Source organism: Chitinophagales bacterium, from assembly GCA_017303415.1.
In the GTDB taxonomy this organism is placed as follows: Bacteria; Bacteroidota; Bacteroidia; order Chitinophagales; family Chitinophagaceae; genus SpSt-398.
Map to the genome: position 1 here is coordinate 2,435,440 of JAFLBJ010000001.1, position 19,613 is coordinate 2,455,052.

General features: G+C 46.1%; 17 protein-coding genes. 6 read left to right on the top strand and 11 right to left on the bottom strand.

Annotated elements, in window-relative coordinates; all coding sequences use genetic code 11:
* Positions 1-2: 2 nt before the first annotated feature.
* The 5 genes from J0M30_10485 to J0M30_10505 form a co-directional block, all read right to left on the bottom strand.
* Entirely contained in the window at positions 3-1,028 is a 1,026-nt protein-coding gene (locus J0M30_10485) for a rhodanese-related sulfurtransferase (protein MBN8667919.1), read from the bottom strand.
* An 82-nt stretch (positions 1,029-1,110) separates the two neighbouring features.
* The gene (locus J0M30_10490; protein ID MBN8667920.1) at positions 1,111-3,612 is read right to left on the bottom strand and encodes a carboxypeptidase-like regulatory domain-containing protein; all 2,502 of its coding nucleotides are present in this window, start codon (positions 3,610-3,612) and stop codon (positions 1,111-1,113) included.
* Between the two features lie 91 nt (positions 3,613-3,703).
* Positions 3,704-4,048 (bottom strand): hypothetical protein, encoded by a 345-nt coding sequence (locus tag J0M30_10495; GenBank protein ID MBN8667921.1) that lies wholly within the window; start codon positions 4,046-4,048, stop codon positions 3,704-3,706.
* Between the two features lie 10 nt (positions 4,049-4,058).
* Complete coding sequence (locus J0M30_10500; protein ID MBN8667922.1) at positions 4,059-6,503, bottom strand: penicillin acylase family protein; 2,445 nt, start codon at positions 6,501-6,503, stop codon at positions 4,059-4,061.
* 65 nt (positions 6,504-6,568) lie between these two features.
* Positions 6,569-7,222 (bottom strand): protein-L-isoaspartate(D-aspartate) O-methyltransferase, encoded by a 654-nt coding sequence (locus J0M30_10505; GenBank protein ID MBN8667923.1) that lies wholly within the window; start codon positions 7,220-7,222, stop codon positions 6,569-6,571.
* A 96-nt stretch (positions 7,223-7,318) separates the two neighbouring features.
* Between J0M30_10505 and J0M30_10510 the strand changes: the two genes are divergently transcribed.
* Together J0M30_10510 and J0M30_10515 are read left to right on the top strand one after the other, a co-directional pair.
* Positions 7,319-8,518 (top strand): nucleoside permease, encoded by a 1,200-nt coding sequence (locus J0M30_10510; protein ID MBN8667924.1) that lies wholly within the window; start codon positions 7,319-7,321, stop codon positions 8,516-8,518.
* 36 nt (positions 8,519-8,554) lie between these two features.
* A complete protein-coding gene (locus tag J0M30_10515) occupies positions 8,555-9,748 on the top strand; it encodes a Gfo/Idh/MocA family oxidoreductase (GenBank protein ID MBN8667925.1) in 1,194 nt (397 codons plus the stop codon).
* Positions 9,749-9,754: 6 nt separating this feature from the next.
* Here the strand turns inward: J0M30_10515 and J0M30_10520 are convergent, their stop codons facing one another.
* Positions 9,755-11,479 carry a phospho-sugar mutase gene (locus tag J0M30_10520; GenBank protein MBN8667926.1) on the bottom strand — a complete coding sequence of 575 codons (1,725 nt, stop codon included), beginning with the start codon at positions 11,477-11,479 and terminating at the stop codon, positions 9,755-9,757.
* Positions 11,480-11,577: 98 nt separating this feature from the next.
* Between J0M30_10520 and J0M30_10525 the strand changes: the two genes are divergently transcribed.
* Positions 11,578-12,507 (top strand): DUF2279 domain-containing protein, encoded by a 930-nt coding sequence (locus J0M30_10525; protein MBN8667927.1) that lies wholly within the window; start codon positions 11,578-11,580, stop codon positions 12,505-12,507.
* Between the two features lie 120 nt (positions 12,508-12,627).
* Here J0M30_10525 and J0M30_10530 read toward each other — a convergent pair whose 3' ends face one another.
* Positions 12,628-13,128, bottom strand: a complete 501-nt coding sequence (locus tag J0M30_10530) for a phosphoribosyltransferase (protein MBN8667928.1) — start codon at positions 13,126-13,128, stop codon at positions 12,628-12,630.
* Between the two features lie 61 nt (positions 13,129-13,189).
* Between J0M30_10530 and J0M30_10535 the strand changes: the two genes are divergently transcribed.
* Both J0M30_10535 and J0M30_10540 read left to right on the top strand, forming a co-directional pair.
* A complete protein-coding gene (locus J0M30_10535) occupies positions 13,190-14,491 on the top strand; it encodes a (Fe-S)-binding protein (protein ID MBN8667929.1) in 1,302 nt (433 codons plus the stop codon).
* 65 nt (positions 14,492-14,556) lie between these two features.
* A complete protein-coding gene (locus J0M30_10540; GenBank protein ID MBN8667930.1) occupies positions 14,557-15,075 on the top strand; it encodes a hypothetical protein in 519 nt (172 codons plus the stop codon).
* Between the two features lie 17 nt (positions 15,076-15,092).
* Here the strand turns inward: J0M30_10540 and J0M30_10545 are convergent, their stop codons facing one another.
* The 4 genes from J0M30_10545 to J0M30_10560 are packed head-to-tail and all read right to left on the bottom strand — an operon-like array spanning position 15,093 to position 18,735.
* On the bottom strand, positions 15,093-15,788 hold the full coding sequence (locus J0M30_10545; protein ID MBN8667931.1) for a LysE family transporter: 696 nt from the start codon (positions 15,786-15,788) through the stop codon (positions 15,093-15,095).
* Between the two features lie 51 nt (positions 15,789-15,839).
* Positions 15,840-16,925: a hypothetical protein gene (locus J0M30_10550; GenBank protein ID MBN8667932.1), complete on the bottom strand. Its 1,086-nt coding sequence runs from the start codon at positions 16,923-16,925 to the stop codon at positions 15,840-15,842.
* Positions 16,922-17,653: an NRDE family protein gene (locus tag J0M30_10555; GenBank protein MBN8667933.1), complete on the bottom strand. Its 732-nt coding sequence runs from the start codon at positions 17,651-17,653 to the stop codon at positions 16,922-16,924. Before J0M30_10555 ends, J0M30_10550 begins: the two co-directional genes overlap by 4 nt.
* Positions 17,654-17,691: 38 nt before the next feature.
* Complete coding sequence (locus J0M30_10560) at positions 17,692-18,735, bottom strand: hypothetical protein (protein ID MBN8667934.1); 1,044 nt, start codon at positions 18,733-18,735, stop codon at positions 17,692-17,694.
* A 91-nt stretch (positions 18,736-18,826) separates the two neighbouring features.
* Here J0M30_10560 and J0M30_10565 point away from each other — a divergent pair, with 91 nt between their 5' ends.
* Positions 18,827-19,609, top strand: a complete 783-nt coding sequence (locus J0M30_10565) for a (Fe-S)-binding protein (protein MBN8667935.1) — start codon at positions 18,827-18,829, stop codon at positions 19,607-19,609.
* Positions 19,610-19,613 lie beyond the last annotated feature (4 nt).

Here is a 19,613-nt window from a genome sequence, read left to right on the forward strand (position 1 = left end):
ACTTACACTTTTCTCTTTTGTGACCTCGACTTGTTAAACACATTACGCCCCTTATCAATACCCTTTCTTTTCTCTTTCTGCACTTCTTCCGGAAGATGGATAAACTCCTGACACTCTGTACTGCAGCAGCCTTCATACTTTACCTTGCATTCCTCGCATTGGATAAAAAGCAAGTGACAGGCTTCATTCACGCAATTCACATGCGTATCACAAGGTTTTCCACATTGGTGGCATTGGGCGATCACATCCGCTGATATCCGTTCTCCAAGGCGGTCATCAAATACAAAGTTTTTCCCAATGAATTTATTGGGAAGCCCTTTTTCCCGTGCCTGACGGGTATAATGAATGATCCCTCCTTCCAGATGGAATACATTGGTAAACCCCTTATGCTTCATAAAGGCGCTGGCCTTTTCACAACGGATACCCCCGGTACAATACATGATGATATTCTTCTCCTTCTTATCCTTCATCATATCCACAGCCATGGGCAATTGCTCGCGGAAGGTGTCACTGGGGATTTCGATCGCCTTATCAAAATGGCCTACCTCGAATTCATAATGGTTTCGCATATCGATCACGATCGTATCCGGGTCTTCGGTCAGCCGGTTGAATTCTTCGGCATTAACATACCGTCCCTTGTTTTGCATATCAAAACCCTTGTCCGTAATGCCATCGGCCACAATTCTTCGTTTGACCCTTATATCCAGCACAAAAAAGGATTTGCCGTTGTCATCAACCGCAATATTTAAACGTAAATTCTCCAGACCGGGAATGGCATCAAGGGTTTGGCGGAATTTTTCAAGGTTTTCGGTGGGCACATTGATCTGGGCATTGATGCCTTCGGAAGCGACATAGATACGACCAAGAACACCAAGTTCAGTCAACTGCAGGTAAAGCGCATTGCGAAAAGCCTGCGGGTCTTCAATAAAAAAGTACTGGTAAAAAGAGATGGTGGTCCGGGGCGTAGGGTCATTAAGGATACGCTCTTTTAGTTCTTTGCGTGAGATTCGGTTGTGAAGCACCTTCATGCTGCAAAAATAACCCGGTTTTTTGGTTTCTCGCAGCGACCGCTAAGAACGTTGCGGGCGCTGCGAGAAACTAATATATTGATCAATCTCTGGTGAACCGCACACGTCCATCAAATATCCCTCCAAGTCCTATCCTTACCCCATAGCTGTTTCCGGTACCGGGTTGCCAGGCCGTCACAAAATCCACCCGGAAAACCTTGAAAATATTTTCCAATCCAACAAACCCTTCCACATAGTAATTATTCCGGTTGACATAAAATGTATTGGCTCCTGCCACCAGGTTCCATTTTAGCCGATTGAATAAAGGGATCTTATTCGTGAGGAGCCCGTTGAAATGGTGTTCGGCATGTCCCACAAAATAGAAGGCTTCTGAATTGCTGTACCTGTAATAAGGGGCCAGTTGAAAGCTATTCAGGTATTTGGTATTGTAAAAGGTCTGGTTTCCGTTAAAATGCTGCAGATCGGGAATCTCGACCTGTTTATCATTCAGGAAACCTCCGATGCTCAGACGATACCGGAACTCACCTTTTAATTTAAGATTGATATTATCAAACACTGAGAATTTCCATTTATCAAAATCCACATCGCTCCCGGCCAGCTTATTTATCCCTTTGTTATACTGCAATTCAAAAGTGGGCCAGTTAGACCCGATAGGTATCTTATTTCGGGGCATTTCAATATAGCGTTGCCCGGGTTGGTATTGGAACGTTATACCGGCCACCAAAGCCTGATGCCTATTAAAGGGGATACTGGTCAGTTCATAAGGATGGTTAGGCAGGAAGACCCGGTCTTTATTAAAGAAAGAGAAATCGGTGCTGTTTTGAACGGGCAAACGGTCCTCATAAACCAGGTTCACCTTACAGTCCAGGCCATTCTCAAATTTATTGTGGTATTCAATGCCCCCAAACCAGTTCTCATAGAACTTGGCATAGTTCTTTTTTGCGATCAGGGTGTAGACCGTATTGGATAAGGGGTCAATAGGTTCCTCCTGGTTAAACTGGGACAGGCGTTTACCACCGGAGAATTTCAAGTATCTGTTTCGGTAGGATTGGTTACGTTGCCGGATGGTAAAATCAGCAAAAGAATTCAGATGCCCGTTGCTAAACCCGTACCGGGTGTACCAATCCAATCGATACTCCTGTTTTGCCTTTCGGGGAAAAATACGGAGGCGCTGAATTACCTGCATGGCCAATCCCTCTACGGTGTTATACTGCAATTTAGGGATCAGGGGTTCGATCCGGTAGTTGCCCACAAATTTGGAATTGTAAATATTCCGGTAGGTGCCCGACCAAATGATGTTCTTAAGGGTAACCGGTTTCTGATTTTTTCGGAGCGAATCAAGCCGTGCCCGGGAGAACATCGAATCCCTTTCAATCACGGCCACAGAATCCTTAAACTTATAGTCCTGCTTCTCATCCGCTTCCAGCGGCACAGGTCTTACCTGGTCCCAATACAGACTGTCTTTTTTGTTATAGGCACTATCGTATTTCATGAACACCCGTCCAAAGGTCTTTTTGGTAAAGCCCGGATCGAGGTCATAATCATTGTACACATTGACAAAGTTTCCGGTTATATCAAACCCGAATTTCTTGGTAGCCAGATAGATGACCTGATTCTTGGTACGCCATATTTCAGGAGAAACCGGAACATGGTCCTGGGTTACCCGAAGGGAATCGAGCAATTCGAGCTGGTACTCTTTGGTGGTAAGCAATTCCAGACTATGAATACGCCAATCATCTTCCACGATGTTAATATATCCGGAGAAAAGTGGTTCATTTTTCCGGCGGGGGATCACTTTGATCCGGTTGATCATTTTCTTGTCTTCAAAAAAAGTGCCTTCCAATTTATACCGGTAATAATGAAGGGCATTATCGGCGATGGGTGAAATAAAACCTCTTTTATTGATCGCGTTGTCAAGCAGGACCACATTATTTTGGTAAAAACTGATAAAGAAGGGAAAACTCAATCCGATCCCTCCTCCGCTTTGCCGGGAAGAAATCACATCAAATTTGACCTTATTGGGTTCTTTATAGGAAACCCTGGTCACGGATTCGGACAAAAAAAGTATTCCCCTGCCCAATGAGTCCAACCCATCGGAAGAATCGATCTCAATTTCCTGACCAAAGAATTTCTTGGGTAGGCCGCGGGAACGCATCAGTCCCTTGATGTAAACATCCACCACAAAGGAGTCTACTTGTTTATTATAAAAATCTCTTTTCTTTATCGCCTGGCGAATGACCTCATAAGCCGGGTCTTCACCATTCCGGATCACAACTTCTCCCAGCGTGGAAGCCTGAATGGGGAGTACAAAATCCTGCACCACGGACTCCACTCCTATTCTGACCTCCTTTTCCTGACGCTGGTAGCCCACATATTGGCAAACGATGGTATAGGTACCCGGATCAAGGTTCAAAAAATATTTACCCTGGCTGTTAGCGGTAGTGCCCCGGGTAGTGCCTTTGATATAAACGGAGGCAAATCCAAGTGCCGCTCCCGATTCATCGGTGACGGTTCCGGATATGCGACCGGCATAGGAGAAAATAGAAATAAAACTTACGAGAAGCAGAAGTAAAGATCGAATCATAGCGTATAGGTTCCGGCGAAAATAATAGCCGCGCAGAGAACCTGCGCGGCTGTATTCAAAGTTGGGTTAGATTTAACAGATGTATAAACGATCATTTACTTTGACGCAGAAAGCTTCCACTCAAAGCGGCCAGTCCTGCGACCAGGCCACCTACCAGGGCCGTAACCAGAATCAACAGGTACCTGTTTCCTTGCAATGGAAGTAATTCAGCAATGCGTCTGGAAAGGATGCCCTGGTTGGCCATATCAATTCGAAAAGCGAGAATACCCCACAGAATAAACAAGGCCAAAAATCCAGACAGAAAAGCTTTTCCTGGTTTTTGGTGTACCAATGCGGCAACCAAAAAGGCCACTACGGCTATCCCCCACCAGGGAAATTTTAGCCCGGCAATAAATGCGAGTGCGGCAGTCAGAAGGGTGGCTACAAAAAATTTCATGTAAACTATTTTAAGACTTGCTAAATGTTATTTTCCATTTGACCATTTCACTGGCACGATCGGCCTCGTGCATAAACCAGAGGGTATTGTATTTCCCTTCAACCCAGGTATCCACGAAATTATCGTAGAAGCGGCTACCCGGATTTCCGTTCTGTCCACCGGGGTAAACGCCGTAGCCCGTGGTTTTACCAGACAAATCAATGATCATTCTCCAGCTTGGGCCATGGCTATGGGTCATAGCGTTTACTATATATCCACTACCACCTACATGCAAACCCTTTCTGGCGAAGGGGAGCAGGGATTCTTTAAGCAGGTGATAAACCGTCGGATTTTTAAAGGCGGACCAATTCAGGCGGTTTTCAGCCTCTGCTTTTTGCAGGTTCGGAATGGATTTTTTCAAAGAAATGGTAATGACATCCGCGAGCGTCTCTACTACCGGAGTATTGCGGTTGTCAACATACTTCATGGCTGAATCTTTTAAAAGCCATTCGATGGTAACCTGTTCATCCGGTAATGGGGTCATGGGTTTTGTTTGCCCAATATCATCTCGCCAAATTTCCTGTTCCAGGCTATCATACCAACATTGGAATACCGTCTGGCCCTTGGAGTCGGGATCACCCCGGAGGTCCCATGTCCGCAGAATATCGAGGAATTTCTTTTCTTCCCCATTCAGATCATTCTCACGTACATATTTAAGTAATAACGGTACCAGATTTTCTGCCAGTGAGTTGCGATAATTGGATTGCAGGTTCATCATATCCCTTACTGTTACCTTGTCCATGGAGGACAATTCCTTCGCGATGGTAACCCCACGAGGGGTGATATACGAGCCTGGAATAAAATAGGGATAGGTAGAATCCACCGGTCGTTGGTTGGCACTGAACAAATACCCCAGGGTGGGGTTCTTGCTGTGCGGATTTTCTTCCTGGGGAATAAATCCCTGCCACATAAAGCTGCTATCCGTTCCTGGCATCACATAGATACCCTGCCGGTCCCAGCGCGCCGGAAACTTCCCTTGTTGCCAGATGGCTATATCGCCGGATTTGGAAGCAAAAACAAAGTTTTGACCGGGGCATTGAAAGTTTTTTATAGCGGCCAGATAATCATCATAGTTCTTAGCCTGGTTGAGATAGTAAAAAGTTGACCCTTCATTACTGGGATCATGGGCGGTCCAGCGAACGGCAAGGTTCCGGTTACCGGTGAGGTCATCGGTAAAATTCTCATCATACATTACTGGTCCAAAAACGGTATAGGCCACCGTGTCATAGACCACCTTACCCCCTTTGATCTTCACTTCCTCGGGTTTTAAGGTGGTGGGGGTCCATTGCCCGTTGAACCAGTATTCCTTTTTGGAGTTATCCCTGAATTTAATTTCAAAATAATCTTTCACATCCCGTTGTGCATTCGTTACGCCCCAGGCCAGGCTATCATTGAAACCGATGATCACAAAAGGACTTCCCGGAAGAGAAACACCATAGGCATTGCTTTTGGGAGTCACAACCTGGAGTTCGTACCAAATGGAAGGAAGCGAAAGTTCGAGGTGAGGGTCGTTACACAGAATCGGGGCACCCGATTCTGTGCGGCTACCGGATACCACCCAGTTATTACTACCATTATTCTTGTCGGGGCGGCTAACCTCGGTGATGTTGACAGCTTGTTTGTTTCCCAGATAAAGGGAATCGGCTATAGCAGGTTTTACGGGCACAATGCCTGGTGTGGCAAATGGTGTTCCGGCGGGAACGATCGGCATCAATGAATCATTCACCTGCGGATAAAGCGCTATCAATTCCTCATCCGAGAAAACGGTTTTAGCATTGGTATAGGCGAGATCGCTCTCTGTACCAGACGAAAGCATCTTGGCCATCATCTTCAGAAGGAGGGCTGTCCGGTAATTCGTCCATTTCTCCGGTTTAAAATTGAGGATCTTGTATTCCAGGGGTAATTGACTTTCGGTCAATGAGGAAATATAGGCGTTCACGCCGGCTGTATAGGCGTCAAAGGCAAATTTCGTATCACTTGTGCCAATGGCTTTGACTGCATTTTCTGCGGCATATTTCATTCCCAGCCGGCGTTGCTCCCGGTCAAACCGCACTGCCTTTTCTCCGGCGATCTCGCTGGCCCTTCCTTCCGCAGCAAGCGTCTGAAGGTCCATTTGAAAGAGACGGAAACGCGCGTGAAGATATCCCTGGGCAAAATAGGCATCGCGTTCATTGTCGGCGAAAATATGGGGCACCAGGCGTTCATCAAGGTAGACCTCTGCCTTGCCTTCGATGTCCGGCAGCGCCAGATCGGTATTGTAATCCGCATCTGTAGGTTCGGCGTTCTGCCAAAATCCATGTTGCGGACTTAAAAACTTACCCAATGGCATCGGTATGGATTCACCAATCGGGTTATTAAGCAGGTAGACCAGGCCACCTGTAAGGGCGGTACTGATGATAAAAGGGATGATTCGCATGATCGTTAGACGCAGTCAGGTTATAAAAAGTGGGAGAAAGATAATAAAATAAAAAGATTAACGAACTATCGTTTTCCTTCCACCATTTTTACAAAGGAAAAACGGTCAAAGACCTCTTCTTTCAGGGCTCCGTTCTCTTCTTTGGTCAGCCGCATCATTTGCTGCACTTCTCCCGCGCCAAGTGGCAGTACCATCATTCCACCTGGTTTTAATTGTTCTATGAGTTTGGGTGGAATCACCGGAGCGGCGGCGGTAATAAGTATCCTGTCAAAAGGCCCATAGGTAGGCAACCCTTCATATCCATCCCCATAAAAGAATTTGATCGAGGGATAGGATTTGAGGTGCTGAAAGGCCCGGTTATTATCAAATAGTTTTCGTTGTCTTTCGATGGTAAAGACCTGTGCCCCCATTTTGGCCAGTACACAAGCCTGATACGCGCTCCCGGTGCCTACTTCCAGTACTTTATCAAAGGGCTTAACTTCCAAAAGCTGCGATTGATAAGCGACTGTATAAGGCTGGGATATGGTCTGATCCTCCCCGATGGGAAAGGCCCTGTCCTCATAGGCCAATTCATCAAATGCAGAGTCAAGGAAAAAATGACGGGGAATGGAATCAATGGCATTTAGCACGCGTTCGTCGGTGATCCCTTTTTCGCGGATACCATCGACGAGTTTACGGCGCAGTCCTTTGTGGCGGTAAGTATCTTCGGTGGGTCTCATTCTCCCCCGCAAGATAAACGGTTTGAAAATATATGTACATGATTATTTTGGTAGTAAAGGGTCAACCCTGTAATTTTCACGACCAAAACCAACTCTATGCGCCCAATTACTTTCGTTTTGCTTGCTGCTATGATGCTGATCCAGTATTTCATCTGGAGTTCCTGGTATGTAACGATGGGAACTTATATGGGAGAACAACTGGGTAGTGACGATAAACTCAAAGGCCAGGCCTACTCCATGCTTGCCCTGGCCACCATGGTTTCCCCGTTCTTTGTAGGTATGATCGCCGACCGGTTTTTTAAGGCGCAGAAGATCATGGGTGTACTGCACCTGGTGGGAGCTGCTCTTTTGTTCTTTACCACCCAGATCTCGGATGGTTCCACCTTTAAATGGATCATACTTTTATACTCGCTGGCTTATATGCCTACCATCGCGTTGTCAAACAGTATTGCCTTTCACCAAATGAGTGATCCGGGAAAACAGTTTCCCTGGATCCGGGTATTTGGCACTATAGGATGGATCATTGCCGGGTTAATGATCTCGCAAATGGGGATCGAAAAATCGGCTACCACTTTTCATGTGGCTGCAGGTGCTTCGGCTTTGCTGGGACTATTGAGTTTTGCACTGCCAAATACACCTCCCAAAGGGGGAAAAACCGACGGATCGGCCGCCAAGGCCCTCGGTACAGAGGCTTTTGTTTTGTTTAAAAGCCGTCCCTATCTCGTCTTTTTCATTGCCGCCATCCTGATCTGTATCCCGCTTTCTTTTTACTATGGTTTTGCTAATCCCTTCCTGAATGAACTGGGTGTAGACAAAGCTGCTGGTAAAATGACCATGGGACAGGTATCTGAAGCCGTATTCATTCTGGCCATTCCATTCCTGTTCAATAGCATTGGGGTGAAAAAAATGCTCATCCTGGGTATGCTGGCCTGGATTGGCCGTTACATCTTGTTTGCCTATGGCGATAATGGCGCCAATGCCTGGATGCTTTACGCTGGTATTATTTTACATGGTATTTGTTATGACTTCTTCTTTGTAACCGGATATATGTACACCGAGAAAAAAGCCGGTGAAAAAATCAAGAATGCCGCTCAGGGACTATTCACGTTTGCCACATATGGTTTAGGTATGGTGATCGGTACCTGGTTCTCCGGTATTGTTGTGGACAAATACCAGGTGGCCAAAAAACAACACAACTGGACAAATATCTGGTTTGTACCGGCTGTAATCGCCGCTGCCGTTTTGGTATATTTCATAGCGTTCTTCCGGGAGAAAAAGGAAGTCGCGGAGGCCTAAAAATTTCAAATTCCCAAATTCTCAAATAGACAAATCATGAAGAAGATCTCCATGCTTGGTTCCGGTTTTATTGGCCGGTTCTATGCGGATTCATTGCAAGGATACCGGAACAGGGATAAGATCGTGAGTATCTATTCCCGTCGTGAGGAAAGTGCAAAAAAGTTTGCCGAAGATTATAAGGTGGGACATTGGACCACAGACATGGAAGCCTCCATTGCCCACCCCGAGGTGGAGGTAGTTTGTATTTCGCTCCCAAATAATTTACATGAGGCCGCTGTGATGCTTTGTTGTAAACACAAAAAAGCAGTGATCACCACCAAGCCGCTTGGAAGGAATGCCGAGGAAGCTAAGCGGATGTTAGAGGCGGTAGAAAAGGCGGGCATCTTTAATGGATACCTTGAAGACCTTGTATATACCCCCAAATTCTTAAAAGCGATTGAAAGCGTAAAGGCAGGGGCACTGGGGCGTATCCTTTGGGCCAAATCGCGTGAAACCCATCCTGGCCCGCATAGTGATTGGTTCTGGGACCTGGAACAAGCCGGTGGAGGATGTATTCTTGACCTGGGTTGCCACTGCGTGGAAATTACGCGGAGTTATATTGGAAAAGACATTAAGCCAGTTGAGGTCATGTGTTGGGCTGATACACAGGTAAAACCCATTGATGCCGAAGACCATGCCATTGCCCTGGTAAAATATGAGAATGGAGCAATCGGTCAGTTTGAAGTAAGCTGGACCTTCCGGGGTGGACTCGATCTGCGCGATGAAGTGATGGGAAGCGAAGGCACCATCTGGATCAATAGTTTTCTACGCACCGGATTTGATATGTTCACCACCGGAAAAGGAGCTGACTATGTGGCCGAGAAAGCGGAAAGCAATACCGGTTGGGTATTTCCTGTGGGGGATGAGCTCAATGAATTGGGGTATAACCATATGTTCATGGACATGTTTAATGCTATGGAAGAAGGGCGTGCGCCAAAAGAAACATTTTATGATGGATACGTGGTGAATTGCGTGTTGGATGCTGCCTATCGGTCATCCAAGTCAAAAAAATGGGAACCTGTGCTGCTGGATATCTGGAGGGGACGTGTAGGGGTATCCAAAGACAGCCACCTGACTGAATACGATGCGGAACACTACCTCGTAAAGGAAGAAGTTACGCACTATGGAGCGAAGAAAGTGATATTGAAGAATAAGGCTACCGGGAAAATCTCGGAAAGAGTGCTGGAGTAATTTCTCTTACAAAGCCAGGTCCTCAATGATCTTCGAAATCTTATCACCCAGCTGTGTATTCACGGCTTCATATCCTGCTGCCGAAACCAGACTTCCGTTTACACTAAAGTAAAACTTGATCTTGGGTTCGGTGCCGGATGGACGGGCAGATATTTTGCTTCCATCTTCAAGTATAAACTGCAACACGTTGGACTTTGGTAATGTGATCTCCCAGGATTCACCGGTCTGGAGGTTCTTGCCTTTACGAAGTTCATAATCGAGCAATTGAACCACGGGGCTTCCACCCAGCAGGGCCGGCGGATTATTGCGGAACCTTTCCATCATGTCCGCAATCTGTTGTTGGCCATCCATGCCTTTTTTGGTAATGGAGATCAGGTGTTCTTTAAAGAACCCATATTCCACGTAGAGGTCAAGTAATTTCTGAAAGAGGCTGCGTCCTTTGCTTTTTTCATAGGCGGCCATTTCACAAAGCAGGGCCACGGCGCTTACAGCGTCCTTGTCCCGAAGCCGGTCACCGATCATTAAACCGAAACTTTCTTCACCACCGATTACATAATTCTCTTTTCCTTCTTTTTCTTTGATCAGTTCGGCGATCCATTTGAAACCGGTAAGTACATCATAACAGGCTACCTGATTTTTTTCTGCAATACGGTTGATCATTTCCGTGGTAACAATGGTTTTGATCACCATATCATTGGATTGGGCAATCCCTTTAGCCTTTCTGGCCTCTATCATATAGTTAAAGGCTAATACTGCGGTCTGGTTCCCATTCATCAATACCCAGTTACCCTTATTGTCTTTGATGCCGATACCAACCCGGTCAGCATCCGGATCTGTACCAAGGAGGATATCTGCGTCCAGCGACTGGGCCATTTTCAAGCCCATGCTCATGGCTTCACTTTCTTCCGGATTGGGATAGACCACTGTGGGGAAATTTCCATCCGGCTCCATCTGTCCTTCTACAATATGCACATTGGTAAAACCAAACTCCTTGAGCACGGTGGGTACCAGTTTGATCCCCGTGCCATGAATCGGGGTATATACAATTTTAAGGTCATGCTGTTTTGCAATCACATCCGGATAAACGCTCAGGCTTTTTACCATGGCGATATAGGCTTCATCAATCTCCTTACCAACAAGGGAAATATTGGCTTCTCCCCCACTCCATTTTACTTCCGACACAGAACCGATTTTCTCCACTTCGCGGATCACGTTCTTATCATGCGGAGGTACCAATTGTCCGCCATCATTCCAATATGCTTTGTATCCGTTGTATTCTTTCGGATTATGGGAGGCTGTACAAACCACACCACCCTGGCATCCCAGGTGCCGGATAGAAAAACTCAGTTCAGGTGTTGGGCGCAGACTTTCAAACAAAAACACTTTGATGCCATTGGCGCCAAATACGTTGGCCACTGTTTCGGCAAAAAAGCGACTGTTATTCCGGCTGTCATGGGCAATGGCCACTTTCACTTGCTCATTGGGGAAAGATTGTTTCAGGTAATTGGCATAGCCCTGTGTAGCCATACCCACTGTATATTTATTCATCCGGTTGGTGCCCACGCCCATCAATCCGCGCAAACCACCGGTGCCAAATTCCAAGCTTTTATAAAATGCATCGGCCAGTTCCTGAGGATTGGTTTCTTGTAAACGTTTGATCTCTTCCCGGGTGGCTTGATCAAATTCTTCGCCGAGCCAAATGGATACCTTTTCCTGAATTGCCGTTTCCATATATTGTATTAATTAGATTATTGGGAGGAAAGTTAAAAAATTATTGATTATGAATTATTAATTAATCATTCAACTTGACCTTCACGTATTTTTGTAGCATGAAGTCCGTTTTCCTCCATCTACTATTCTTCGGTTGCATCCTGGCCCATGGCCAGGCCCAATCCAGGGATAGTTTACCCGACTTTGGGAAACGGCAACTCCTCATTGGCGGGGTCAATCTGGCCGGTTATGGAGGATCCCTGTTTTTACTGAATAATACCTGGTATAAAAAATATCCAAAATCCCCTTTCCACACGTTCAATGACACACGAGAGTGGAACCAGATGGATAAGACCGGTCATGCGTGGACGGCCTATAATACCGGACGCGCTTCCACAGCCATGTGGAAATGGGCTGGACTGTCCAACAGGAAGGCTACATTGATCGGTGGCCTGAGCGGTACGGCCTATCTGACCGTGATCGAAATACTGGATGCCCACTCGGCTGAATGGGGTTGGAGTTGGGCCGATATGGGAGCCAATCTGGCCGGATCCGGATTATATATTGGGCAGCAATTGGCCTGGGAGGAACAACGAATTCAATTCAAATTCTCCTTTCATCGGATGAAATATGGCGACAATGAACTGAATGACCGTTCAGGTGAACTTTTTGGGAATAGCTGGTATGAACGAATGCTAAAGGACTACAACGGGCAAACGTACTGGCTAAGCGCAAACCTAAGATCATTTTTTCCGCAAAGCAAAATACCTGAATGGCTCAATCTGGCCGTTGGATATGGGGCGGATGGAATGTTTGGCGGGTTTGAAAACACAGAGAAAGATGAAAATGGGAATATTGTTTTTGACCGGCGGGATATTCCCAGAAAAAGACAATTTTACCTCGCGCCAGATATTGATCTTACCAAAATAAAGACGAATAGTAAGTTGCTTCGTACCCTGTTACAGGGATTGAATTCGTTTAAGTTCCCGGCCCCGGCTTTTATGATGGATAGTAAGGGGAAAGGCCGATTTTATCTTTTCTATTTTTGATGTTCGTTCTTAGTGTCCTTCGTGCTTCCCTTAGTGTCCTTTGTGTCCTCTACGCAAGACTGGCGTAGAGGACACAAAGGACACTAAGGGGGCACAAAGAACACGAAGAAATAGAAGTAATTATTCCAGGTAAGCCCCTACCACATCCTCCCCTTCTACTTCCACAAAAATGTGTTCCTGCAAGGTAGTTGCCAGGGATAGGCCGACATAGTCCGGGTGAACGGGATAGGTTTTATGGGTGCGCTCTACCAGCACCAGCATCTGTATCTTTTTCGGGTGAAATTCAAGAAATGGTTTCAAGGCATAAACCAGTGTTTTCCCGCTGCTGGCCACATCATCCACGAGGATGACCACTTTGCCATTGAAATCTATCTTCTCACTCAGTTCAACTGTGGTTGGCAGGTCTTTATCCAATTGCACGGAAATTACCCGGGTCCGGATGGAAGACAGATTAGCAAACCTTGCCTGCAACCAACGGGCGATAGCGCTCCCTCTTTCCCGGATCCCGGCAAAGATGATCTCCTCTTCTCCTGTATTGTTTTCGAGGATCTCATAGGTCATTCGCTCCAGCTTTTTCCGGGCAGTTTCCCGGTCCAGGATATAATTCTTTTTCTCAGCCATAGGGATGATTGTTTTGCTACTCAAACATAAGGATTAATTTAGCACTACAAATGATTTGAACATGAATTGGTTGCCACAACTTCTTTTTGTCCTTGTTTCCCTTTTTGCCATCGGTCTTTTTGCCCGTAATGCCCAAAAGATCAGGCGCAATATCCTGCTGGGTCAGAAGGAAGAATTAAATGACCAGCCCGCCTTGCGGTGGAAGAATGTACTGCTCCTGGCCTTTGGACAAAAGAAAATGTTCAAGAATCCTCTTGTGGCTGTACTCCATTTTGTGGTTTACGCCGGTTTTATCATCATCAACATAGAGGTATTGGAAATCGTGCTGGATGGGATAACGGGAAGACACCGAATGTTTGCCGGTCCATTAGGAGGTGTTTACCAGTTTTTGATCAATGCATTTGAGATATTGGCATTACTGGTCCTGCTGGCCTGTGTGGTCTTTTTGATACGGAGAAATATCATCAAACTCAAACGGTTTATCAGTCATGACCTGGACGGCTGGCCAAGAAGCGATGCCAATTATATCCTGATCACGGAGATCGTCCTGATGAGCCTTTTTTTGCTGATGAACAGCGCCGACCGTGCCCTTCAACTTCAGGGAAATGAGCATTATGCCGATACCGGGAATTTTGTACTTTCCGGTTTATTAGCCCCTGTCATGACCGATTGGGCACCTTCCACATTAATTGGGATTGAACGGGTGGCCTGGTGGATGCATATCCTGGGCATTTTCGCGTTTCTAAATTATCTGCCCTATTCCAAACACCTGCACATATTACTCGCTTTCCCCAATGCCTATTTTGCCCGGCTTTATCCACAGGGCTATATGAAGAATATGGTGTCGGTACAAAATGAAGTGCTTTATGCCATGCAGCCTGAATTGGCCCCTGCCGATGCAGCCCCTCCCGGAAAATTTGGGGCCAAGGACGTGTTTGACCTGAGTTGGAAGAACCTGCTGGATGCTTATAGCTGTACCGAATGCGGACGGTGCAGTGCAGCCTGTCCGGCTACGCAAACCGGTAAACTACTTTCGCCCAGGAAGATCATGATGGATACGCGTGACCGACTTGAAGAGGTGGGAAAAGTGATCGACAAAAACGGAGCCTTTAGCGATGACGGGCGAAATTTATTCAGCCATATTTCAGTAGAGGAATTAAGGGCCTGTACTACCTGTAATGCCTGTGTGGAAGCCTGCCCGGTATCCATTGCCCCGCTCGAGATCATCCTTGAACTCCGCCGGTCATTGATCATGGAGGACAGCAACGCCCCACAGGAGTGGAACGCCATGTTTGGCAATGTAGAAAACAACTTCGCCCCCTGGAAATTCTCGCCGGATGAGCGGGATGCATGGGTGTCCTAGTTTCCCGGTGCTTCGGCGTTAACAAATAAATCGACGCGATTTACGTTATACCCAAAAAAATTGTCATGCGAAGACTATTCCTTCTCCTGGTCGTTTTCACCAGTCTAACGGCTCTCGCACAAAAACCCTTTGAGTTGGGTGCGGAGTACCACTACATGGTAGGAAAGGGATTCAAGGACCATATTGGAGGAGTCAGAGGTGAATCATTCCCCGGAAAAGGCAGTTTTAGTGTCGGACTTACCTACCAATTTTCGTCTTCGGCCTCCTATTCAACATCAAAAGGGTTTGGCATTTATGCCGGATACCGGTATTCTTTGGGAAATAACACCAATGGAAACAATCCTTTTATTGGCGCCAAACTGATGTGGCATCTGTTGAGTTGGGAAGGGAAGTCCAGTTTGTTTAGTCCAATGTTCACCCCCATAGCAGAAGCCGGATATCATCTTGTTTTTGCCAAACACATTTTTGCAGCCCCAACCATCGGTTATGGATATACGTTGCGTATCATTCCTGACTATAATTCATTGGATGAAGATGCAGGTGGAAGATTGGTCCCATCGCTGGCAGCGGGGTATCGATTCTAATGATTGTGGATACGGGGTTATGAATGGATATTCTTCTCCAGTCCGTGCGTGATCTCTTCGGGATGCTCTAATTGGTGAGCTACATCTTTTTTCCGGACAATTTTCCAGAGTTGAAGCAATGCAGTAATGGCAAAAATGCTGCCTATGACCCAGTTCAATATATTCTGATTGCTGTTGAGCCGATCGGCAATGACCTGTCCCCCAAAAATGAAGATACAGTTTCCCATCAGGGTGCCGATTCCAATACCCAGTATATAGACGTTATAATGGGAGATTTTTGGCTGAAGTATTTTTTTGGTAAAAAGCACAGTACTCCAACCAAACCAGAAAGGAATCTGAACAGGGTTGAGTGCACTCATGCCTAATCCCAGCCAGAATCGGTGAAGCGTGCTGCTGAGTATGACGTTCTCCCCAACAGAAGGATGCAATGCCGCATAAAAACTGGAAACAGCCAGGGCCAGCACAATGATAAACGTAAGCCATTCCAGTATTTTGAAGATCCGCTCCTGCTTCCGTACCCAATCCATGGCTACCAATGAAAGCCTTACATATATCATTTCTGCTGTAAGGGAACCTGCAGAGAACCATAAAGCCGGACTAATTCCATCGGTTACCGATATCTGCATGGCAGCCACATTCAAGGTGCCCAAGGGAAGGGACCCCAGAAAACTGACAAGCAATCCAACAAAAAGAACACGGACCAACGGGTGCATGGATCAAAAATAGGGAAAAGCTAATAGCTAAATGCCATTCGCAATTGGCTTTTAGTTTTTTTCAATCGCCAATAACCGGGCGTGTACCTCCTGAAGTTTCTTTGTATAAATACGACTGGCGCGAAACATTGCCTGGCCTTCAGCAAAGGTCATATAAGAATAGCCACGTTTGTGGTTTAGCCTTGCGATCCGGAACAGAATCCGGTGATGCCGGATCAATTCCTTCCAGGCAAAGAACAAGGAATGTTTGGGGTCGTACATATGCGTGGGTTCGCTTCCGGCTCCGTTTAGCTCAATCACGGAGAAATTTTTTCCTTGACGCAATTCTTCCCAATCATTAAAACGTATGTCCAACCGACCAAAATAAAATTCAGGAACCTGTTGGCAATAGTCATCCATGATTTGGGTAAGGCGGTCATCAATCTGGTCACTGTGGTCCAGAAAAAGGGCCCCGCGGGCATGGTTACCATAGGGCAAAAGTTCGATCTTCTCCCCTGCCCGAGGTACATCGTTCCAGGTGGAACCATATTCCTTTTCCAGGGCCTCCCATTGTAAGGCATAGCGGGAATTAGCCAGCACAAGTTGGGCCATACTTTTCTTTCCATCCCCGGTAATGGTCATGAATTCTTTTCCCACAATACCGGTGATAAATCCTCCAGGTTGATCAGGGTACCGGCAATAAAAGATGCCCACTTCATTTTTCCAGGGTACAAACTCCTGTATTAGAAAATCGATTGAATAAGCAGGAATAAATTGGAAGATATCTGATTCCGATTCCAGTTTTTGAGCCGCCAATCCCCGCATACCGATATCGGGTTTGGCGATAAGTGGAAACTGAAAACCATTTTCCTTTATTTTCTTTATCACTTCATCCGGTGATGGATGGGCAGCAAACAAAAGGGTGCGCGGGTAGCTTCCTGAAGGAAGGCTGTCATAGATCTTCTTTTTTGACTCCATCAGAAAACCTCCGTTTTCAATCAGGGGGTCAGCGGCGTTAAAAAAGTATTTCCATCCGCTACGGATACAAAGCCAGGCATAGTAAACGTAATCGGGTACATAGACCAGGTGCATATTCCAATATTCCCAATGAAATAACCGGGTCAGGAAGCGGCTGAAACGGCTTGGTCTCGCACTCATAGTTCGATTAAAGGTACCTGGGTAAAGTGAAGGGATTGTTGGGCACTTTGCCGGGTTTGAATGTCGAGGTATCTTATCTCCCCATTATTTTTGCCCAGCTCCATTCCGGTAATACTCACGGTGAATACCTGGTCATCCCGGTTCATCAACAGGTCATTTTCCCTGTCACCATCACCCGTATGTTCGTGGAAATGAAGCAGATCCTTTAGGTTGGGTTCCGGGTGATCTACGAGCCATTTTTCAAACCAGTTCTTGCGTTTGGCGATGATCTCAGGCGGATATAAGGTAACCGAAGACCAGATATGAGGAATTTCCTTATTCAAGGGAAGACTGTGTTTCTTACTCCCATCCCAGCGACATTCAAACAGATGTTGGTCTTGCCAGATGACAAGGGTAAACGGTTCAATAAATTCAAGGGGATAGGAACGGAAATGATCATAAGGGGATTTGGTTTTAAGCAGGTCAAGCAATACCAGTCCCCTGCTCTTCTCATAGGGAGGCGAAGGTTCATGTTTTACAAATCCTCCATTTAGCAATACTACAGCCGTCCCCTTTTCATGTACTCCCAGCCAGGTGCCTCCTGCATGGGCATCCCGGGGATACCAGATTTTCCCCGTTACAGTATCATACCCCTGTGGGGGGAGTGCGGCATCACGCCAATGTTTCTCATCGCGATTGGAAGCGATCAGTACTTTATCACCAACTGGTACAAAACTAACGGTACACATGGTTCTCAAGTTAGGGTTTTGTCGGTTATCTCCTGCTTTCAATCATATTGCTCCAGTAACTTAAAATGAGCACGGCTTTTCTTAAGAAAATCATACCCCTTTCGAAATGACCAATAGGGCGTGCCATTTTTATGATTATACCGGCTAATTTGATAGAGTGCTTTCCAATGCCGAAGAATTTCGGCATAGGCCTTTCCGAGTGACATGCCGCAATCATAAATATGATTGGGTTCGGCACCACACCCATTGTATTCCAGAATAAAAAAATTACGTCCCTTTTTCAGGTCTTCTATCGAAGTTGTTTTTATATCATAGCGACCGTAGAAGAAATTACCATTGTAATGACTAAGCCGGTCAAAGACCTCGTGCAATTCTGCATCAATTTCCTTATGTAAATTAGTGAAATGCGCTCCGCGGTTATGGTTCCCGGCATAGGACAAATAGAATATTTCATCTTTAGGCACTACGCGGGAAAAACGATGCCCATGCCGGTGATGCATTTCTTCCATCCGGAATTTGGCCCGGGGATGAAGTTGTATCAGCTCTTCCAGGGTATGTTCTCCATCACCACATACATGGAGTAATTCCTTATGGATAAACCCGCTCACGGTTCCTTTCGCCTGATCCGGATAGCGAAAATAAAAAACGCTCAACTCTACGGGTAACATCACAAGGTCCTGAACAATGTATTCTACCGGAATCCGTTCGTGGTATTTTTGCAATTGTTCTTCCGATTCGATCTTGCGAAACAATATCCCTTTCATTCCCACATCCGGTTTAACGATAAAGGGATATTCAAAACCCGATGAGGCGATCTTTTTCTTTACTTCTTCAAAGGGAAGGTCATGCATGATATAGATGGTGCGGGGAACAAACTCAGCCGGCAATTGGTCATACATCTCTTTTTTGCCTTCCCCTTCAAAGCCGCCAAAGGTGATGGTGGGATTGGAAGAACTAAAAAACCAGAAACTCCTGCTGCGGAGACAATACCAGAACCACACAAAACTGATCGGGAAATAAAGGACATAGAAATTCCATAATTCCCAATTGGTGATCCTGCTAAACAGATTACTGATTTTCATGAAGTGGTCAAAAATAAAGCAGATAAGTTTATGTGCATGGAATTTATTGAAAAAGAATTATATGCCTTAGTTTTGAATAAAGATCCATCGAATGAATGTTCCCACCGTAGCAGAAATGGTTTCCAGGGGTGAATCACCCGATGTCCTTTTTTGGGTTGGCTGTTCTGGCAGTTTTGATCAGCGGGCCCAGCGTATCACGCGTGCTTTTGCCACCATCCTGAACCGGGTAGGTATTCGATATGCCATTCTGGGGAAGGAAGAAATGTGTACAGGCGATCCTGCCCGCCGGTCAGGCAATGAATTTTTGTTTCAGATGATGGCCTATCAGAATATCCAGGTGTTGAACAATTACGGGATCAGGAAGATCGTTACGGCTTGTCCGCATTGTTTTAATACGTTAAAGAATGAATACCCTGACCTGGGCGGTAATTATGAGGTCATCCACCATACCACTTTTCTCCAGGAATTGATCAATGACGGGAAGATCCGGTTGAAAGAGGGCGGAAGTTTTAAAGGAAAAAAGATCACCTATCACGATAGTTGTTACTTAGGTCGGGCCAATGGAATTTACGAAGCACCCCGTCAGGTACTTGAACTATTAGATGCCGAACTGGTGGAAATGAAACGCTGTCGTACCAATGGTCTGTGTTGTGGTGCAGGCGGTGCCCAGATGTTCAAGGAGGAAGAAAAAGGTGATACGCGTATCAATCTCGAAAGGACACGCGAAGCTTTAGATACAGGTGCAGAAGTGATCGCTGCAGCCTGCCCCTTTTGCAATACCATGATGACAGATGGGGTAAAGAATGCCGAGAAAGAAGATACGGTCAAAGTACTGGATATCGCCGAATTGATCGAGTCAAGTATGGAGTCTTAAAAAG